This window comes from Pseudoalteromonas sp. NCIMB 1079, assembly GCF_040567695.1.
Classification (GTDB): Bacteria; Pseudomonadota; Gammaproteobacteria; order Enterobacterales; family Alteromonadaceae; genus Pseudoalteromonas; species Pseudoalteromonas distincta.
Genome location: NZ_JBEWZA010000001.1, coordinates 1,369,887 through 1,386,887 on the forward strand (window position 1 = coordinate 1,369,887; position 17,001 = coordinate 1,386,887).

Below are 17,001 nucleotides of genomic sequence, written 5' to 3' on the forward strand. Positions count from 1 at the left end.
AAGCCCTGCAAAGTGCAGGGCTTAAGTTATACAAACATAAAATTAACCAATATTTTTAGCCAATTTTTTTGTACTTAATACGTTTAGGTTGAGTTGCCTCAGCGCCTAGGGTCTTTTTAAGCCACTCTTCATATTCAGTGTAGTTACCATCAAAGAAGTTAATTTGACCTTCATCACGGTAATCTAAAATATGTGTAGCAATACGGTCAAGGAACCAACGGTCATGCGAGATACACATTACACAACCTGGGAACTCTAAAATAGCGTTCTCCAGTGCACGTAGTGTTTCAACGTCCAAGTCATTGGTTGGCTCATCGAGTAGTAACACATTGCCGCCAGCTTTTAATAACTTAGCAAGGTGTAAGCGGTTACGCTCACCACCTGATAGGTCTTTAACAAACTTTTGCTGATCGTTACCTTTAAAGTTAAAGCGACTTACATATGCTCGGCTTGGGAACTCAAAGTTACCAATTTTCAGTACGTCTTGTCCGTCTGATATTTCTTGGAAAACAGTTTTGCTTTCGTCCATACCGTCGCGGAACTGATCAACGGTCGCAAGGTGTACTGTTTCGCCAACGCTGATGTTACCGCTGTCTTGCGTTTGCTCACCGCTTATCATTTTAAACAGCGTTGATTTACCCGCGCCATTCGCGCCAATAATGCCCACAATGGCACCTTTTGGCATGCTAAAGCTTAAGTCATCAATTAAAACGCGATCGCCAAAACTCTTACGAAGATTAGTCACTTCAAGTACTTGGTCACCTAAACGCGGACCAGGTGGAATAAACATCTCGTTAGTTTCGTTACGTTTTTGGTAATCAGACTGCTGCATTTCAGTAAACTGAGCCATACGTGCTTTTGACTTAGCTTGACGACCTTTAGGGTTTGAACGAACCCATTCAAGTTCTTGCGCAATTGATTTTTGACGTGCTTTTTCAGATTTTTGTTCTTGCTGTAAGCGCGCATCTTTTTGTTCAAGCCAAGAAGAGTAGTTACCTTCCCATGGAATACCTTCACCACGGTCAAGCTCTAATATCCAACCAGCTACATTATCAAGGAAGTAACGGTCATGCGTTACTGCCACAACAGTGCCTTCGTAATCGTGTAAGAAGCGCTCTAACCAGGCAACCGACTCAGCATCCAAGTGGTTAGTAGGTTCATCAAGGATAAGCATGTCTGGTTTTTCAAGTAATAATCGACATATAGCAACACGGCGACGCTCACCACCTGAAAGGTGCTCAATTTTAGCATCCCACTCTGGCAGGCGAAGTGCATCAGCTGCACGTTCTAAAACGTTGTCGATGTTATGACCATCGTGCGCCTGAATAACAGCTTCAAGCTCGCCTTGCTCTTTTGCAAGTGCGTCAAAGTCAGCGTCTTCCATGGCGTATTCGTTATACACTTCGTCAAGACGTTTAAGTGCGTGTTTAACTTCGCCAACAGCTTCTTCAACAGTTTCACGTACTGTTTTACTTTCGTCTAAAATAGGTTCTTGCGGTAAATAACCAATTTTAGTACCAGGCTGAGGATGTGCATCACCTTCAAAATCTTGGTCAACACCGGCCATAATACGTAGTAACGTAGATTTACCAGAACCGTTTAAACCAAGCACACCAATTTTAGCGCCAGGAAAAAAGTGCAACGAAATATCTTTTAAGATAGTGCGCTTAGGTGGCACAACCTTAGATACTCGACTCATCGAGAATATAAATTTATCAGGTAAAACCATGGAGGAAAGCCTTCAAATAATAATAAAAATTTCAATGTTGTATTGTAGTGGCTGACGGGTGAAACAGTCAACGAATGGCGGGTTTTAAAGCACCAAAGCATGCTTGTAAGTAAAATATAAAATCATGAATAAATTTCATTTGGACATCTATACATCTAGAGGTTGATATTTTTTACTTTCAGTTCATAATTAAGCCTCGGTTTTTATGAGCAGGAGTAAAGTATGCCAATTACAGTAAAAGACGAGTTGCCGGCAATTGCACGTTTACGTCAAGAAAACGTATTTGTAATGCCAAAAAGTCGTGCAAAAACGCAAGAAATACGCCCAATGCGTTTGGCTATTTTAAACTTAATGCCTAATAAAGTAGAAACCGAAGTTCAGTTTATTCGCTTACTTGCCAATTCGCCTTTGCAAGTAAACGTAGAGCTACTGCGCCTCGACACTCACCGCAGTAGCAGCAATTCAGAAGAGCACCTTGATACCTTTTACCGTTATTTTTCTGAGGTTAAAGACAACAATTACGATGCATTAATAGTAACCGGTGCGCCACTTGCGCATTTAGAATACGACGATGTAGCGTATTGGGATGAGCTAAAAGTCATTATTGATTGGGCTGAGCAACACGTTACCTCTACGTTGTTTTCGTGTTGGGCAGCACATGCAGCGTTATATCACCGTTACAACTTAAAGCGTGATTTAAAAGACGACAAACTGTGTGGTGTATTTACCCACCAATGTTATTTTGATCACGGTGCACTGACTCGCGGATTCGACGACACCTTTTTAGTACCGCACTCACGCTACGGCCACATTGATATAAATAAAATAAATGCCTGTGAAGAGCTCGTTGTACTGGCAGGTTCTGAGCGAGTAGGGGCTTACTTACTTAAAAATAAATCGGGTAGCCAAGTGTTTATAACCGGCCACCCAGAGTACGACGCCGATAGCTTAAAAGCTGAATACGAGCGCGATTGTAAAAAAAGCCCTAATGCACCTAAGCCCGAAAATTACTTTCCGGATGACGATGCAACCAAACAACCTTCAAAAACGTGGCAAAGCCATGCTTTTTTACTTTTTTCGAACTGGTTAAATTACTACGTGTACCAAACCACACCGTATGATATTAATTTAGTTAGCCAAGATGTGAGGACTAACAACTATGCCGAATAACGCGCCTACAAATAATAAGCAAGCCGAAATAAGTGCCGCATTAAAAGAACGCATTTTAATTTTAGATGGCGCTATGGGCACCATGATCCAAGATCATAAGCTAGAAGAAGAAGACTATCGCGGAGAGCGTTTTAAAGACTGGCATGTATTAATTAAAGGCAATAACGATTTATTAAGCCTAACCAAGCCCGACTTAATCACTGATATTCATCGTGGTTTTTTATCAGCGGGCGCCGATATTATTGAAACCAACACGTTTAACTCGACCACTATTTCGATGGAAGATTACGACATGGCAAACCTAAGCCGTGAAATAAACCTAGAGTCGGCTAAATTAGCACGCGCAATTTGCGATGAATTTACGGCTAAAACGCCAGAAAAACCACGCTATGTAGCCGGTGTTTTAGGGCCGACATCTAAAACGTGTTCAATTTCGCCAGATGTAAACGATCCGGGTTACCGAAATGTCACCTTTGATAAGCTAGTTACTGCGTATGTAGAGTCTACCCTTGCATTAATGGAAGGCGGCGCCGATTTAATACTAATCGAAACTATATTCGACACGCTTAATGCAAAAGCCGCCTCGTTTGGTGTAGAAGAAGCCTTTGAGCAAGCAGGGCGCACATTACCAGTTATGATCTCGGGCACTATTACCGACGCTTCAGGGCGTACGCTTTCTGGGCAAACAACCGAAGCATTTTATAACTCTATTCGCCATATTAAGCCTATTTCGATTGGTTTAAATTGCGCGCTTGGCCCTGATTTACTGCGCCAATATGTAGAAGAGCTTTCGCGCGTGTGCGAAACCTTTACGTCGGTACACCCTAATGCGGGCTTGCCTAATGAGTTTGGTGAATACGACTTAGAAGCGCCTGAAATGGCAGCCGAAATTATCGATTGGGGTAAATCGGGCTTTATTAATATAGTAGGTGGATGTTGTGGCACCACGCCTGCGCATATTCGTGCTTTTGCAAAAGGTTTAGCAGGCGTTAAACCACGCCAACTGCCAGAGCTTGAAGTACGCATGCGTTTATCAGGCCTTGAAGCCTGTAACTTAAATTAAGGAGCCAACATGACCCAACAAATAGCAGTATTTACTAATGTCGGCGAACGTACCAATGTAACCGGTTCTGCCATGTTTAAACGTTTAATCATGGAAGAAGACTTTGAAGCCGCGCTAACAGTGGCCCGCGAGCAAGTAGAAAATGGCGCACAGGTTATTGATATAAACATGGACGAAGCCATGTTGGACTCAAAAGCCGCCATGGTTAAGTTTTTAAACTTAATAGCCTCAGAGCCTGATATTTCACGCGTACCCATCATGGTCGACTCCTCTAAATGGGAAGTAATAGAAGCAGGCCTAAAGTGTATTCAAGGTAAGGCCATTGTTAATTCTATATCACTAAAAGAGGGCGAAGAGCCGTTTATTCGCCAAGCTAAAATAATAAAACGCTTTGGTGCAGCTGCCGTTGTAATGGCGTTTGACACCGACGGACAAGCTGATACAGCAGACCGCAAATATGAAATATGTGCCCGCAGCTACAAAATATTAGTAGAAGACATTGGTTTTCCACCAGAAGATATTATATTCGATCCTAATATATTTGCCGTAGCCACCGGTATAGAAGAGCACGATAACTACGCAGTAGAATTTATTGAAGGCACACGCCGTATTAAGCAAAACTTACCGCACTGTAAAGTGTCGGGCGGGGTGTCAAATGTATCGTTTTCATTTAGAGGTAATAACCCAGTACGTGAAGCTATTCACTCGGTATTTTTATACCACGCAATAAAAGCGGGTATGGATATGGGTATTGTAAATGCAGGGCAACTCGCTGTTTACGATGACATACCAGAGGAGCTTCGTAAAGCCGTTGAAGACGTAATACTTAACACAGACCCAGGCGCAGGCGAGCGTTTAGTAGAGCTTGCACCAAAATACTCTGGTATGGCACAAGCCGAGCGAGTAGAAGATTTAGAATGGCGCACATGGCCTGTAGAAAAACGCCTTGAGCACGCGCTTGTAAAAGGCATTACTACCTTTATAGATGAAGATACCGAAGAGTGCCGCGCTGCTGCCGATAAACCTATTCACGTAATTGAAGGGCCGTTAATGGATGGCATGAACGTGGTAGGTGATTTATTTGGCGCAGGTAAAATGTTTTTACCACAAGTGGTTAAATCGGCGCGCGTAATGAAACGAGCCGTAGCCTACCTAGACCCATTTATTGAAGCCGAAAAAGAAGAAGGCTCAACCAATGGTAAAATAGTAATGGCGACCGTAAAAGGCGACGTACACGACATAGGTAAAAATATTGTAGGCGTGGTACTACAGTGTAATAACTACGAAGTTATTGATTTAGGCGTAATGGTACCTGCTGATAAAATACTGCAAACCGCCATCGACGAAAAAGCCGATATTATTGGTTTATCGGGCTTAATTACCCCATCGCTTGACGAAATGGTGCACGTAGCAAAAGAAATGAAACGCCGTGGTTTTGAACTGCCGCTACTTATTGGTGGTGCAACTACCTCTAAAGCGCACACCGCAGTAAAAATTGAGCCGCAATATGACAAAGGCGTTGTGTATGTAAATAACGCAAGCCGTGCAGTTGGTGTAGTTTCAAACTTATTATCAAAAGACATTAAACCTGACTTTTTAGCTAAAACTAAAGCTGAATATGTAAAAGTACGCGAGCAACAAGCGCGTAAAAAACCACGCTCTAAGCCTGTTACAATCCAGCGCGCACGCGATAACGCAGCAAAGCTTGATTGGGATAACTACACACCACCAGTGCCTAAAAAGCTGGGCGTGACCGAGTTTAAAAATGTATCAATTGCTACTTTGCGTAAATACATAGATTGGACGCCATACTTTATGACGTGGTCAATTGCCGGTAAATACCCGCGCATAATGGACGATGAAGTCGTAGGCGAGCAAGCGCAAAGCTTATTTAAAGACGCTAACGATATGTTAGACGACCTTGAAAAAGCAGGCAGTTTGCAACCACTTGGCGTAATTGGTTTATTCCCGGCTAACCGCGTGGGTGATGACATAGAAATATACACAGACGAAACACGCAAAGAGGTGTTAACTACCTCGTGCCATTTACGCCAGCAAACCGAAAAAACCGACTTTGCTAACTACTGCCTAGCCGATTACATAGCCCCAAAAGGTACGCCAGATTACTTTGGCGCATTTGCAGTAACGGGGGGGTTGGAAGAAGACGACCTAGCTAATGCGTTTGACGCCCAGCAAGACGACTACAACAAAATAATGATTAAAGCCGTTGCCGACAGGCTCGCCGAAGCGTTTGCCGAGTACCTACACGAGCAAGTACGTAAAGAATACTGGGGTTTTGCACCAGATGAAAACTTAGAAAACGATGAGCTAATACGTGAAAACTACCAAGGTATTCGCCCTGCGCCAGGCTACCCAGCGTGCCCAGAACACACCGAGAAAAAGAAAATTTGGCAGTTGCTCGACACCGAAAAACGTATTGGCATGCAGCTAACCAGCTCGTACGCCATGTGGCCAGGGGCTGCTGTTTCGGGCTGGTATTTCTCACACCCAGAGGCAAAATACTACGCAGTAGCCGCAGTACAACGCGATCAAGTAGAAGACTACGCTAAGCGAACTAATATGACGTTAGAGGAAGCTGAAAGATGGCTATCGCCTAACTTGGGGTATGAGCCGGAGTAAAAGCGAAGCGGTCAGCTATCAGTAAAACAAAAACGAGCCAAATTAGGCTCGTTTTTTGTCTTTTTATTAAGAATAAATTATTTTTAAAGTATAAAAATAGTTAATATATTCATTATTTAAACATAAATTATAAGGAAATATTTTGAGCTCTATAAAAGAAGTTTTATTTGGTGAACAAGAGAAACAGGCTGAAAAATGGGTTCGTGAAAGGCTTACTGATCAAAATTTAACAGTTGAATCTGAGGAGTGGCAAAGTTTACTCAATGACTATTCAGCTTATCAAGATTATTTAAATGATGAATATGAATGGATTTCAGAGATAAAATGGTTAAAAGAAAATGGCTCAGTTGATATCTATCAAAATTTTGTGACTGAGTTAACCAATATCAAAAAACTTGCTGAAAATTCACTTTCTGAACCTATACCTCTTAATGAAAATTTAATAATTAAAATGTGTTATTCATATTCAGTAACACTTCTTGAAGCTTTTTTAGGGGACACAATAAAAGCCTTAATATCTGAAAATAATGTCTATCTAAATAATGCGTTAGAGCGTGTGGATCAAATAAGAAATACGAAATATTCATTATTTGATTTATCTAAATCAGGAATGGATTTAAGTGGGTTGGCAATTAAGTGCGTTAGTGAAGTATTATTTCACAAAATTGATAAAACCATGGAAATGTACAAAAAAGTACTTGGTTGTAAAATAAATATAGACACTTCTAAAGTGAAATTAATCATCGACATAAGGCATGATATTGTTCATAGAAATGGGTATACCAAAGAAAATGAGGTAATTGATATTCTTCCTCATGATTTATATCAGGCTATTACTGATATAAAACATCTGGTCGATAAGTTGCAGAAAATAATAGCGAATCAAAAACTAAAGGACTAAGGATGAAGTATCTAAATTTCATCTTACTTTGCTTATCTCTACTTTTCACATCGAATACATTTGCGCTTGAGCCAAAGTATCACGAGTTCGTTTTACCTGTTATTGCTGCTTTTAAAACGCATGATAAAGCTGCGATTGCTGCACATATTCGTTACCCGCTTAAACGACGATACCCCATACCTGACATTAAAAATGAAGCCGAGTTTATTAACCGCTTTGATGAAGTGTTTAATGATGAGCTAGCGGCAGTTATTGCCAGTTCAAACATTAAAACTGATTGGGAGAAAGTAGGTTGGCGCGGCATTATGCTCAATAACGGCGTTATGTGGGTAGATACCGACGGTAAAATTATTGCTGTAAATACCCAAAACGCTAAAGAGCAGGCACTTGCTAAAAGCTTAATAAAACAAGGTAAGCAATCTTTGCATGCAAGTATCAATACTTTTGAAAAGCCAGTACTTGATTGGAAAACAGCTAACTACCATATTCGTGTGGATGATTTAGGCGATCATAATTTTCGTTATGCAGTGTGGGGTATTGATAAAAAGCCAAGCGACAAGCCTGATATGGTTTTACTAAATGGCGATATTACATTTGAAGGCAGTGGTGGCAATCATAATTATACGTTTAAAAATGGTCGTTATAGTTATGTGTTACAGGTAACTATTATTGGTTGCGATACATCCCCGCCAGGCTGGCTCGAAGTATATAAAGGCGATGAGCTACTATTAGCTGAAGATGTGATAAGTGCTCATTAATGTTTAGCCAAAAACAAAACCGCCAACAAAGGCGGTTATTTTTAAGTAGCTAATAGCTAAAATTAATGGTCTTTTTCAAATTCATCAACTTCGCGTTCGGCTTCTTCTTTCGACTTACCGTATTGCTGTTGAATTTTGCCAACTAACTCTTTGCGGCTACCTTCAATTTTATCTAAATCATCGTCGGTTATGTCGCCCCATTTACGTTGCGCTTTACCTTTAAGTTCTTTCCAATTACCTTTGATACGATCGCTGTTCATAAGTAGCTCCTTACTTTAGATTAGTGAAATTAACAGTCAACTATAAAGTAGCAAGTCGTATACCAAAAAAAAGCATAAATATTTTTTGTAATTAATATCAGTAGCTTAATATCAATCATAAATAGAGTAAGGCTAAAAGGTGGGTGTAATTATGTGGTCCTTCTTTAAATGCATACAAAATATACATAGCAGTTTGTAATAATTGCTTATCCAATATAGGTTTTAAGTTATTATGTTGCGATAAAATAGACGGTATGAGTGAGTTATGGATACTAAAGTGTGTGAATATGGCGTAGGAGATTGCTCTTACAAAATGGCGGGGGAGTTAGTAGGTATTACCCAGCTGGTTGATGCATTTTATGATTATATGCAACAGTTAAAAGAGGCTAAGCACATAAGAGATATGCACAGTAAAGACTTGTCGCAGTCGCGTAAAAAGTTAGCTTACTTTTTGTCAGGTTGGATGGGCGGACCTAAGCTGTACGCGGAGCATTTTGGCAGCATTAACATTCCCCAGGCGCATAAACACTTGGCGGTAGGCGTTGCCGAAAGTGAAGCTTGGCTATTATGCATGCAAAAAGCCGTAGATGATCAGCCTTATGCAGAGTCGTTTAAAGTGTATTTAATGCAGCAATTGCGCGTACCCGCAGAGCGAATTAGAATGGTATCGGGTAGCTAGTAGAGAGTTAATAGGTAGAAAGTGGGTAGCTAATGGGCAACCTATTGAGCTTAGTTGCTTGTAAAAGAGTATTAATTATTAAACATCAACCGCAGTCACGCTGCGGTTTTTTGTTACAATGCCGGTAAAGCAATTTAGGGTAAATAGCTGTGCTGCCGGTTCAAAACATATATCAACAACTCGTAATAACATTACAAAGCAACCCAATTACGCTACTGCAAGCGCCGCCGGGTGCAGGTAAGTCTACTTGGTTGCCGCTGCAACTTATGCGTGATGGGCACTTTAAACGTATTGTAATGCTAGAGCCGCGTCGTTTAGCTGCGCGTAATATTGCTAGTTACTTGGCAAAGTGTCAAAACGAGAGTGTTGGCCAAAGTGTTGGCCTGCGTATAAGAGGTGAGAGCAAAGTAAGTGTTAATACGCGCCTTGAAATAGTTACCGAAGGCATGCTTACCCGCATGCTGCAAAACGATCCTGAGCTTAGCGATGTTGATTTACTGATATTTGATGAGTTTCATGAGCGCTCTATTGCAGCCGATACTTCATTGGCATTTGCGTTAGAGACCCAAAGTGCGCTGCGCGAAGATTTAACCATAATGTTGATGTCGGCAACCCTTGATACCCAGCGCTACACTGAGTTTTTTGCTTGCCCTGTAATTCAATCAAATGGGCGCAGCTATCCAATAGATGAAGTATATATACCCATAAAAGATGAAAGCCGCTGGCTTGATGCAATCCCCACTATAATAAAACAAGCACTGAGTGAGCAAACAGGCAGCGCGTTGGTGTTTTTACCAGGGCAGCACGAAATACTCAGGGTACAACAAGCACTCACTGACTTACCAAACAATTGTATAGTGGCAACGCTATTTGGCGAGCAAGATAAAGCCAACCAGCAAGCAGCTATTGCTCCTGCGCCTGAAGGGATGCGCAAGGTGGTACTTAGTACCAATGTGGCCGAAACTAGCTTAACCATTGAAGGCATAAGGATTGTGATTGATAGCGGTAAACGCCGCGCCGCGACCTTTAATTTAAAAACCGGTGTTACTGAACTCACAACACAAAGCATATCGCGCTCGTCTGCTGTGCAGCGCGCTGGGCGTGCAGGGCGAATAGAGCCGGGCATTGTTTATCGAATTGGCTCAAAGCAAACCTTTGAGCGACGTAATAGTCACGACAATCCCGAAATACTCACATCAGACATAAGCCAACTTATGCTTGAGGCAAAGCAATGGGGAGCCAGTATTGATGAGCTAACCTTGCTCGATAAGCCCACTGAGCAGCAATGCGAGCAAGCAAGTAATCTGCTTAACATGCTAGAAGCTATTGATAGCAAAGGTAAGCTCACACCGCTTGGCAGTAAAATGTTAGGGTTTGGTGCTGATATTCGTTTGGCGCATATGCTATTAAAAGCACAAATACTTGATGACCAACTCTCTGGTATTTTTAGGCTCGCTATTTATTTAGTGGCATTACTTGAGAGCCGAGTAAATAGTGCAAACGAGTTGAGTTTAGCGCTACATAGCCAACAGCAACGTCCGCATCCGGTATTTAAACAACAGTTAAAATATTGGCAAAGCCGCTTAAAAGTAAAAGACGAAAACAGCGAATTAAATACGCATTATATAAGTTTGCTGGTGGCATTGGCATACCCCGATCGTATTGCTAAAAAACGTGGTAATGGTTATTTACTTGCCAATGGTGCTGGTGCTGAGTTAAATGTCGATTACTGGCACAACGACGATTACTTAGCCATAGCAACCATGGGCGGGCACAAAGGCGGGCGTATATTTGCAGCCACCGCGCTTAACCCATTTGAGTTACAAGAATTTTTACCGCATTTATTTAGTGAACTTACTCGTTGTGAGTTTGATGAAAAATCAGCGCGCTTTATTCATCAAGATGAAGTGAAACTCGGGGCTATAACGCTCAGCAGCCAGCCTAGTAAACAAAAACTAGATAAGAGCGAGCGTGCTAAAGCGTGGCTTAACTTATTTGCTAAACACGGTTTTGCATTATTTAACGAGCAACCTGATGCGCAACAATTGCTGATACGTATGAGCCTAGCAAGTAATTTAATGCCCGATAAATTCCCGCAAATAAACGAGCAACAACTTATTCAAAATGCAGCGCAGTGGCTAGGCGTGTTTTTAGAAGATATTAAAACGCTCACGCAGCTTAAAAAGTTTAACTACTTTGAAGCATTACAAAACTGCTTTGATTGGCAACAACAAACCACGTTAAAAGCTTTGTTACCTTTGCGCTTAACGGTGCCAAGTGGCTCAAATATAAAAATAGAATACCAGCTTGATGGCCCAGCAAAGCTAAGCGTGCGTATGCAAGAAGTTTACGGCTTGACCAGTACGCCTATGCTTGCCAACGGTAAATTGCCATTGCTTATGGAGCTGCTATCGCCAGGTAAACGTTCATTGCAACTTACTCAAGATTTAGCCCACTTTTGGGCTAGCAGTTACCGCGATGTGCAAAAGGAAATGAAAGGCCGCTACCCTAAACATTTTTGGCCAGACGACCCAGCCAACAGCGTTGCAACAAATAGAGTAAAGAGCAAAATGTAGGTGTTAATTTACTTAAAACTGATTTTGTTTGATTATTGAACTTACTAAGGTAATGTACCTATAAAATATTTTTAACTACAGGGAATAGTCAATGAGGTTACTTTTAACGTTAGGTTTGGCTCTAGTAACTGCTTTTTCGGCTTATGCTGAAAAGCCACTCGACTTAAATGCATTTGCGCAGCAATACTATAAAACAATGACCGCAACACAAGCACCTAACGCAGGTGCTAAAGAGCTTGAGGCTTATCTTGCATTGTTAACCGATGATATTGGTAATCAGCATATTCCGTATCAACCGGATGACTCACGTACTCCTGATGGCAAAGAGCAGATGCGCAAAGGTATGAGTTTTTACTTAGGTGCGCACACGTTGTTTGAAAGCACACTGCTTAATACATTTGTGTTTAATGATACAGGCTTTGCTATTCGTTATAAGAGTCATGCAAAGGGCATTCACCCGCAAAGTAAGCAGCCAATAGAATACACCTCCACAATGATGGAAGTAATAGAACTTGAAAACGGTAAAGTGGCGATGATACGCAAGTATCACGAATAAAAAATAAGGATATATATGAAACATTTACTGATCGCACTATCAATATTAATGCTTAGTGCATGCGCTAGTACAAAAAGTGATTTTAGATTTGATGGTTCTACACCTGAGTCAACTCAGGCGGGAGTTCATAAAGTTTTAAAGACATTAAAATCTCAAGATGTAATGCGCTTTATAGGCGCCTTAATTGCAATTCAATTTTCTGATGTGCAAAGCGCAGAAGATGTTTTAGGCGACCCAACCATGATGAATGAAATGAATTATTTTATTATTGGTAAAAAAATTGATGGCTTAAATTATTATGAAGTACTGGATCTTGCGAGTTCATCTTCGTCGAAAGTGGAAGTTTCGGTAGCGAAATAGTTTCAGCTTTTTGTATTACATTAAATGTGTAATACCAATTCGCAATAATACTTAATCATTTTGCGAGGCTAAACGTGTCGCTACCTGCGTTAAAAAATTCTCATTTAGAACAACTAAATAGCTAATTTTTTGCCTAGCTATCAACACGTTTTTCCGCCCTCACAATAGACCATTTAATTAAGCGAATTGGTATAATTTTATGTCTATATTAAATATATTATTGAAAGTGCTAACGTTTTAACGCTATAAAACTTAATAGTAAGCTTTGTTTATACCTGCTCATGAATTTATACTACGCTTTAGTAAGAAGCTAATTATTTATAATTTAGATGCAGAAGTCTAAAACATAAAACGTAAGCTACTTTGACTTAACTCTACACGATTAGATAGAGACTATGACATTAAGATTTTTTGTAACAATAGGTACTTTAATTTTAATGTGCTTTGTAACAAGTTTATTAGTTGGGTATCGCTATTTTTTTAGCCTGCCGACTATAAACACTAGTATTGAAGATTATCAAAATCGTGAATTACTGAGTCTTAAAATTGCGCTTGATAAAGAGTTTATATTTTTAGAAACACTCAATTATGACTACGCCGTATGGGATGATACCTATGATTATATGGCTGATTTTGAAGCAGAATATGTAGATTCAAACTTTGTAGGGGATACCTTCTATTCTCTCAAAATTGATGGTGTGTTTATCTACGATGTAAACTTTAATATGGTTTACGGACAAGCGTATGATTATATGAAGCATACGGAGTTTGATGCGCCTGATTTAGATTTACAGGTTAATAAATTAAACCGCGCAATTATTCCTAATCCAAAAGCTGCTAATGAAGACAGTAGTTTAAGCCATTCTGGTTTTTTACAAACAGCGGGCGGCCCTATCATGTTTGCATCGCATGTAATAAAGCGAACAGATAAAACAGGTGAGCCTGTTGGTAGTATTGTTTTTATAAAAAAAGTAAGACCGTCGTTGATCAAATCCTTAGCGGAAATTGCACAAGTGGAGCTTAGCTATACACAAATAGCACACGGTAGTTCTTTAAACGATATTGCGACGCTTAAAGGGAGCCTCCAAGAAGAGGACATTGCCACTCAAAGGAAGAGGGTGATTCTAGATGTAAATGGTAAGCCATTGCTTGCTTTGAACATTAAGCACCATCACCAAACACTGCCAGTTTTATTTGATGATTATTTAAAGCTTATTTTGTTAATGTTTTTTGTAATGTCATTATTAGGTTTTTATATTGTAAATCGTTATTTTATTGAACCGCTTATTAGTGGTGCGTCCGCTATTAATTCAATGTTGGTTAAAAACGATTTACAGCCTTTGAGGTTCACTAATCAATTTTTAGAAATGCGCGTTTTAATTAGCGGTTTTAATGCGTTAATTAAACAAGTAAAAGAGCAAAATTCTAAGCTCGAAAAAATAAGTAAAATTGATGGGTTAACCCAAATTTACAACAGGCGTGCCTTTGATGAAATTATAGCGGCGCAATGGGAGCAGGCTCAACAGCAACAAAATGCCTTTGGAGTAATATTACTTGATGTAGATCACTTTAAAAATTATAACGATTTTTATGGTCACCAAGGTGGAGACAACGCTTTACAGCTCCTAGCATGTAAATTACAACAAATGGCAAAGCAAAACACAGGAACAGTTACGCGCTATGGCGGCGAAGAGTTCATATTATTCTTTAAAGAGCTTTCTTATGAAGAGTTTGTAGATATATCTCAGCAATTGCTTTTGGCGGTTCGGGAGTTAAATTTACCTCATGAAGCGTCGCCTGTACGTAAATATTTAACAATTAGTGCTGGGTGTGTATTTGCTACAAAAGAAACCTTAAGTGGTAATAATGTGTCTATCCAATCACTAATTAAAGAAGCTGACATAATGCTCTACGAAGCGAAAAACTCAGGTAGAGATAAAACATCAATCAAATCTATATAATTTAAGTCAATTATTAAAGATGCATCAGCTGTTTTTTATTATAAAACGCTTAAACCTCTTTCCCGCCATGGCTCTGCGCTAGGTCATCAAGTTCGGCGCAAGTGTAATCAAAACCACTTTCGTCGTATTCGTATGTCACTTTTACACTATCGCCGCCATTAAAAAGTCGTGTTTTTACATCGTTAACCGGCCAGTCTTTGAGCTCGTGTAAAAATCGGTTAGCAACTTGTGATGATTCAAAACAATAGCGAATTTCTGTTTTCATAAATAATAAAGCTCTGGCTGTTTACCCCTGCAGCTAGTGCATTATTAATGGGGCGTTCATGATTCGGTTACAAAAAATAAAGAATTAAATTGTAAATTTTGTGTTTCAATAAATGCATTAAACTCGGTACACACTAACGTACTTTAATTAACAAATGATGACGACTTTACATGCATTATAAATTTGCTCTTATCGCAAGCTCGGTTTTTATACTAAGCGCTTGCGGTGGTTCAGGCTCCGATGATACGCCAACCGTTAACGGAAATAAAATCCCCATTTTGTCAGTCGCTGATATTCCTAGTGAATTAAGTAAAGGCCAAACAATCGAGCTAACAGCAACAGCCAGTGATAAAGACGGCACTATTACATCTGTTGTGTGGCAACAAACGCAAGGGCCTGAACTAATTAGTGCGCCTTTAGAGGCAACAACTACTTCAGTAACACTGCTAAATGCGCAAAGTTATAAGCCTGTTGATTACGCTTTTTCGGTCACTGCAACCGATAACGAAGGGGCAAGCAGTGTAAAAACGCTAAGCTTTACTGCACGTAATAGTATGGATGACATTAGCGCCGCACGGTTACTACACCAAGCAACAATGGGACCTAAGCTTAGTGAAATACAAAACGCACAAGGTTTAAGCGAGCAGCAATGGCTTGATAAGCAAATAGCGCTACCTATTAATTATCACCGTGATTATTTAGTAAAGTTAAATGACGATGACGACTTTAAATACATAAGCCGCATAGACGCATGGTGGAGGTAGTAATGCAAAGTGACGATCAACTTCGTCAACGTGTTGCATTTGCGTTAAGTGAAATATTAGTAGTGTCGGATGAAAACAGTGCCTTAAGAGGGCAACCTGAGGGCATGATCACTTATTACGATTTGTTACTAAAGCATGCCTTTGGTAATTATCGTGACTTACTCGAAGATGTCACGCTTTCGCCTATTATGGGAACTTACTTAAGCCATTTGGGTAACGAAAAAGCAGACGATACACTTAATATTCGCCCAGACGAAAATTACGCACGTGAAGTAATGCAGTTATTTACTATCGGCCTTGAAGAGCTAAATCTAGATGGCAGCGCCAAGCTTGATGCACAAGGTAATACTATTGCTACTTACGGACAGGTCGAAATAGAGGGTTTTGCACGCGTATTTACTGGTTGGACGTTTGCCGATAGTGAAACATTTAAGCGTAAAAGTCGTGACTATATTAAACCAATGGAAGCATTTGACGAGTACCATTCTAGTAAACAAAAAACCTTACTAAATGGCGAGGTTATACCACAAGGTTATACAGCAGAAGAGTCATTGCAAATAGCGCTCGATAATTTATTTAACCATCAAAATGTTGCGCCATATATTACTAAGCAACTTATTCAGCGATTAATTACGTCAAATCCAACCCCCCAATACGTTGAACGAGTAGCTAATGTATTTATTGATAATGGCGCCGGTGTACGCGGCGATTTAGCGGCTGTAGTAAAGGCTATATATTTAGATGATGAAGCACGGCATTTTGGCTCAGTGCTTAACTATCAAGGTAAAATTAAAGAGCCTATTTTAAAAACCGTACAGTTTTGGCGAAATCTCGATGCTAAATCTTTGGCTGGTTACTATAAAACATGGAATTTAATAAATAGCTACGGGCAAGGACCCATGCAGTCGGCTTCGGTATTTAACTTTTTTAGGCCTGATTATCAAACCGCAGCTTTGCGAAATGAAGGTATTGTTGCGCCAGAGTTACAAATAGCAAACGATGCGACACTGATTGGCACCATGAACGCGCTTTACGCAAGTTTAGTGTGGAGTACCGCTGAAGCACACAGTGATTTAAATTCAAATGGTATTTATGTTTATATTCAAGACGACATGAATGTTTTAGAGAAAAACGGTGTTAGCGCGCTATTAACTCAGTACAACACGTTATATTTTGCAGGCGCAATGAGCAGTGGCACACGCCAAGCATTACTTGATTTAGATGCCTACTTTAATGAAGAGCAATACCGTGAACGGGTTTCGTATTTATTATATATGATTGCTATTTCACCTGAATTTAACGTGCAGTATTAGGAGCGC

Annotated in this window: 13 protein-coding genes and 1 pseudogene; 11 read left to right on the forward strand and 3 right to left on the reverse strand. The window is 40.1% G+C overall.

Going from position 1 to position 17,001, the window contains the following annotated elements; translation table 11 throughout:
• Positions 1 to 55: 55 nt before the first annotated feature.
• The gene (gene ettA, locus ABX891_RS06305; RefSeq protein WP_002958115.1) at positions 56 to 1,729 is read right to left on the reverse strand and encodes an energy-dependent translational throttle protein EttA; all 1,674 of its coding nucleotides are present in this window, start codon (positions 1,727 to 1,729) and stop codon (positions 56 to 58) included.
• Between the two features lie 222 nt (positions 1,730 to 1,951).
• On the opposite strand from ettA, the gene metA reads away from it, so the two are divergent.
• From metA to ABX891_RS06330, 5 genes are all read left to right on the forward strand, one after another.
• Entirely contained in the window at positions 1,952 to 2,899 is a 948-nt protein-coding gene (metA, locus tag ABX891_RS06310; protein ID WP_002958117.1) for a homoserine O-acetyltransferase MetA, read from the forward strand.
• Entirely contained in the window at positions 2,889 to 3,962 is a 1,074-nt protein-coding gene (locus ABX891_RS06315) for a homocysteine S-methyltransferase family protein (RefSeq protein WP_024605362.1), read from the forward strand. Before metA ends, ABX891_RS06315 begins: the two co-directional genes overlap by 11 nt.
• Before the next feature lie 9 nt (positions 3,963 to 3,971).
• Positions 3,972 to 6,602 carry a methionine synthase gene (metH, locus tag ABX891_RS06320; RefSeq protein ID WP_354629121.1) on the forward strand — a complete coding sequence of 877 codons (2,631 nt, stop codon included), beginning with the start codon at positions 3,972 to 3,974 and terminating at the stop codon, positions 6,600 to 6,602.
• Positions 6,603 to 6,744: 142 nt separating this feature from the next.
• Positions 6,745 to 7,503, forward strand: a complete 759-nt coding sequence (locus ABX891_RS06325) for a HEPN domain-containing protein (protein ID WP_149603054.1) — start codon at positions 6,745 to 6,747, stop codon at positions 7,501 to 7,503.
• 2 nt (positions 7,504 to 7,505) lie between these two features.
• Positions 7,506 to 8,261 (forward strand): hypothetical protein, encoded by a 756-nt coding sequence (locus ABX891_RS06330; RefSeq protein WP_354629122.1) that lies wholly within the window; start codon positions 7,506 to 7,508, stop codon positions 8,259 to 8,261.
• Positions 8,262 to 8,323: 62 nt separating this feature from the next.
• Here the strand turns inward: ABX891_RS06330 and ABX891_RS06335 are convergent, their stop codons facing one another.
• The gene (locus tag ABX891_RS06335; protein WP_011328875.1) at positions 8,324 to 8,521 is read right to left on the reverse strand and encodes a CsbD family protein; all 198 of its coding nucleotides are present in this window, start codon (positions 8,519 to 8,521) and stop codon (positions 8,324 to 8,326) included.
• Positions 8,522 to 8,786: 265 nt separating this feature from the next.
• Here ABX891_RS06335 and ABX891_RS06340 point away from each other — a divergent pair, with 265 nt between their 5' ends.
• The 5 genes from ABX891_RS06340 to ABX891_RS06360 all read left to right on the forward strand — a co-directional run bounded on the left by ABX891_RS06340 (position 8,787) and on the right by ABX891_RS06360 (position 14,653).
• Complete coding sequence (locus tag ABX891_RS06340) at positions 8,787 to 9,200, forward strand: group II truncated hemoglobin (RefSeq protein ID WP_011328874.1); 414 nt, start codon at positions 8,787 to 8,789, stop codon at positions 9,198 to 9,200.
• A gap of 149 nt (positions 9,201 to 9,349) precedes the next feature.
• On the forward strand, positions 9,350 to 11,776 hold the full coding sequence (gene hrpB / locus ABX891_RS06345; RefSeq protein WP_354629123.1) for an ATP-dependent helicase HrpB: 2,427 nt from the start codon (positions 9,350 to 9,352) through the stop codon (positions 11,774 to 11,776).
• Positions 11,777 to 11,867: 91 nt separating this feature from the next.
• A complete protein-coding gene (locus ABX891_RS06350; protein WP_165744383.1) occupies positions 11,868 to 12,332 on the forward strand; it encodes a nuclear transport factor 2 family protein in 465 nt (154 codons plus the stop codon).
• A 15-nt stretch (positions 12,333 to 12,347) separates the two neighbouring features.
• A complete protein-coding gene (locus ABX891_RS06355; protein ID WP_165744382.1) occupies positions 12,348 to 12,692 on the forward strand; it encodes a hypothetical protein in 345 nt (114 codons plus the stop codon).
• A 395-nt stretch (positions 12,693 to 13,087) separates the two neighbouring features.
• The gene (locus tag ABX891_RS06360) at positions 13,088 to 14,653 is read left to right on the forward strand and encodes a diguanylate cyclase domain-containing protein (protein ID WP_354629124.1); all 1,566 of its coding nucleotides are present in this window, start codon (positions 13,088 to 13,090) and stop codon (positions 14,651 to 14,653) included.
• Positions 14,654 to 14,702: 49 nt separating this feature from the next.
• Here the strand turns inward: ABX891_RS06360 and ABX891_RS06365 are convergent, their stop codons facing one another.
• Positions 14,703 to 14,918 (reverse strand): hypothetical protein, encoded by a 216-nt coding sequence (locus ABX891_RS06365; RefSeq protein ID WP_002958138.1) that lies wholly within the window; start codon positions 14,916 to 14,918, stop codon positions 14,703 to 14,705.
• Between the two features lie 170 nt (positions 14,919 to 15,088).
• Between ABX891_RS06365 and ABX891_RS06370 the strand changes: the two are divergent.
• A pseudogene (locus tag ABX891_RS06370) lies at positions 15,089 to 16,995 on the forward strand (DUF1800 domain-containing protein).
• Positions 16,996 to 17,001 lie beyond the last annotated feature (6 nt).

What these genes read in the sequence shown, in the direction of transcription:
- ettA (WP_002958115.1), bottom strand. Translation starts at nt 1,729, where the DNA reads ATGGTTTTACCTGATAAATTTATATTCTCGATGAGTCGAGTATCTAAG.
- metA (WP_002958117.1), top strand. Translation starts at nt 1,952, where the DNA reads ATGCCAATTACAGTAAAAGACGAGTTGCCGGCAATTGCACGTTTACGT.
- ABX891_RS06315 (WP_024605362.1), top strand. Translation starts at nt 2,889, where the DNA reads ATGCCGAATAACGCGCCTACAAATAATAAGCAAGCCGAAATAAGTGCC.
- metH (WP_354629121.1), top strand. Translation starts at nt 3,972, where the DNA reads ATGACCCAACAAATAGCAGTATTTACTAATGTCGGCGAACGTACCAAT.
- ABX891_RS06330 (WP_354629122.1), top strand. Translation starts at nt 7,506, where the DNA reads ATGAAGTATCTAAATTTCATCTTACTTTGCTTATCTCTACTTTTCACA.
- ABX891_RS06335 (WP_011328875.1), bottom strand. Translation starts at nt 8,521, where the DNA reads ATGAACAGCGATCGTATCAAAGGTAATTGGAAAGAACTTAAAGGTAAA.
- ABX891_RS06340 (WP_011328874.1), top strand. Translation starts at nt 8,787, where the DNA reads ATGGATACTAAAGTGTGTGAATATGGCGTAGGAGATTGCTCTTACAAA.
- ABX891_RS06350 (WP_165744383.1), top strand. Translation starts at nt 11,868, where the DNA reads ATGAGGTTACTTTTAACGTTAGGTTTGGCTCTAGTAACTGCTTTTTCG.
- ABX891_RS06355 (WP_165744382.1), top strand. Translation starts at nt 12,348, where the DNA reads ATGAAACATTTACTGATCGCACTATCAATATTAATGCTTAGTGCATGC.
- ABX891_RS06360 (WP_354629124.1), top strand. Translation starts at nt 13,088, where the DNA reads ATGACATTAAGATTTTTTGTAACAATAGGTACTTTAATTTTAATGTGC.
- ABX891_RS06365 (WP_002958138.1), bottom strand. Translation starts at nt 14,918, where the DNA reads ATGAAAACAGAAATTCGCTATTGTTTTGAATCATCACAAGTTGCTAAC.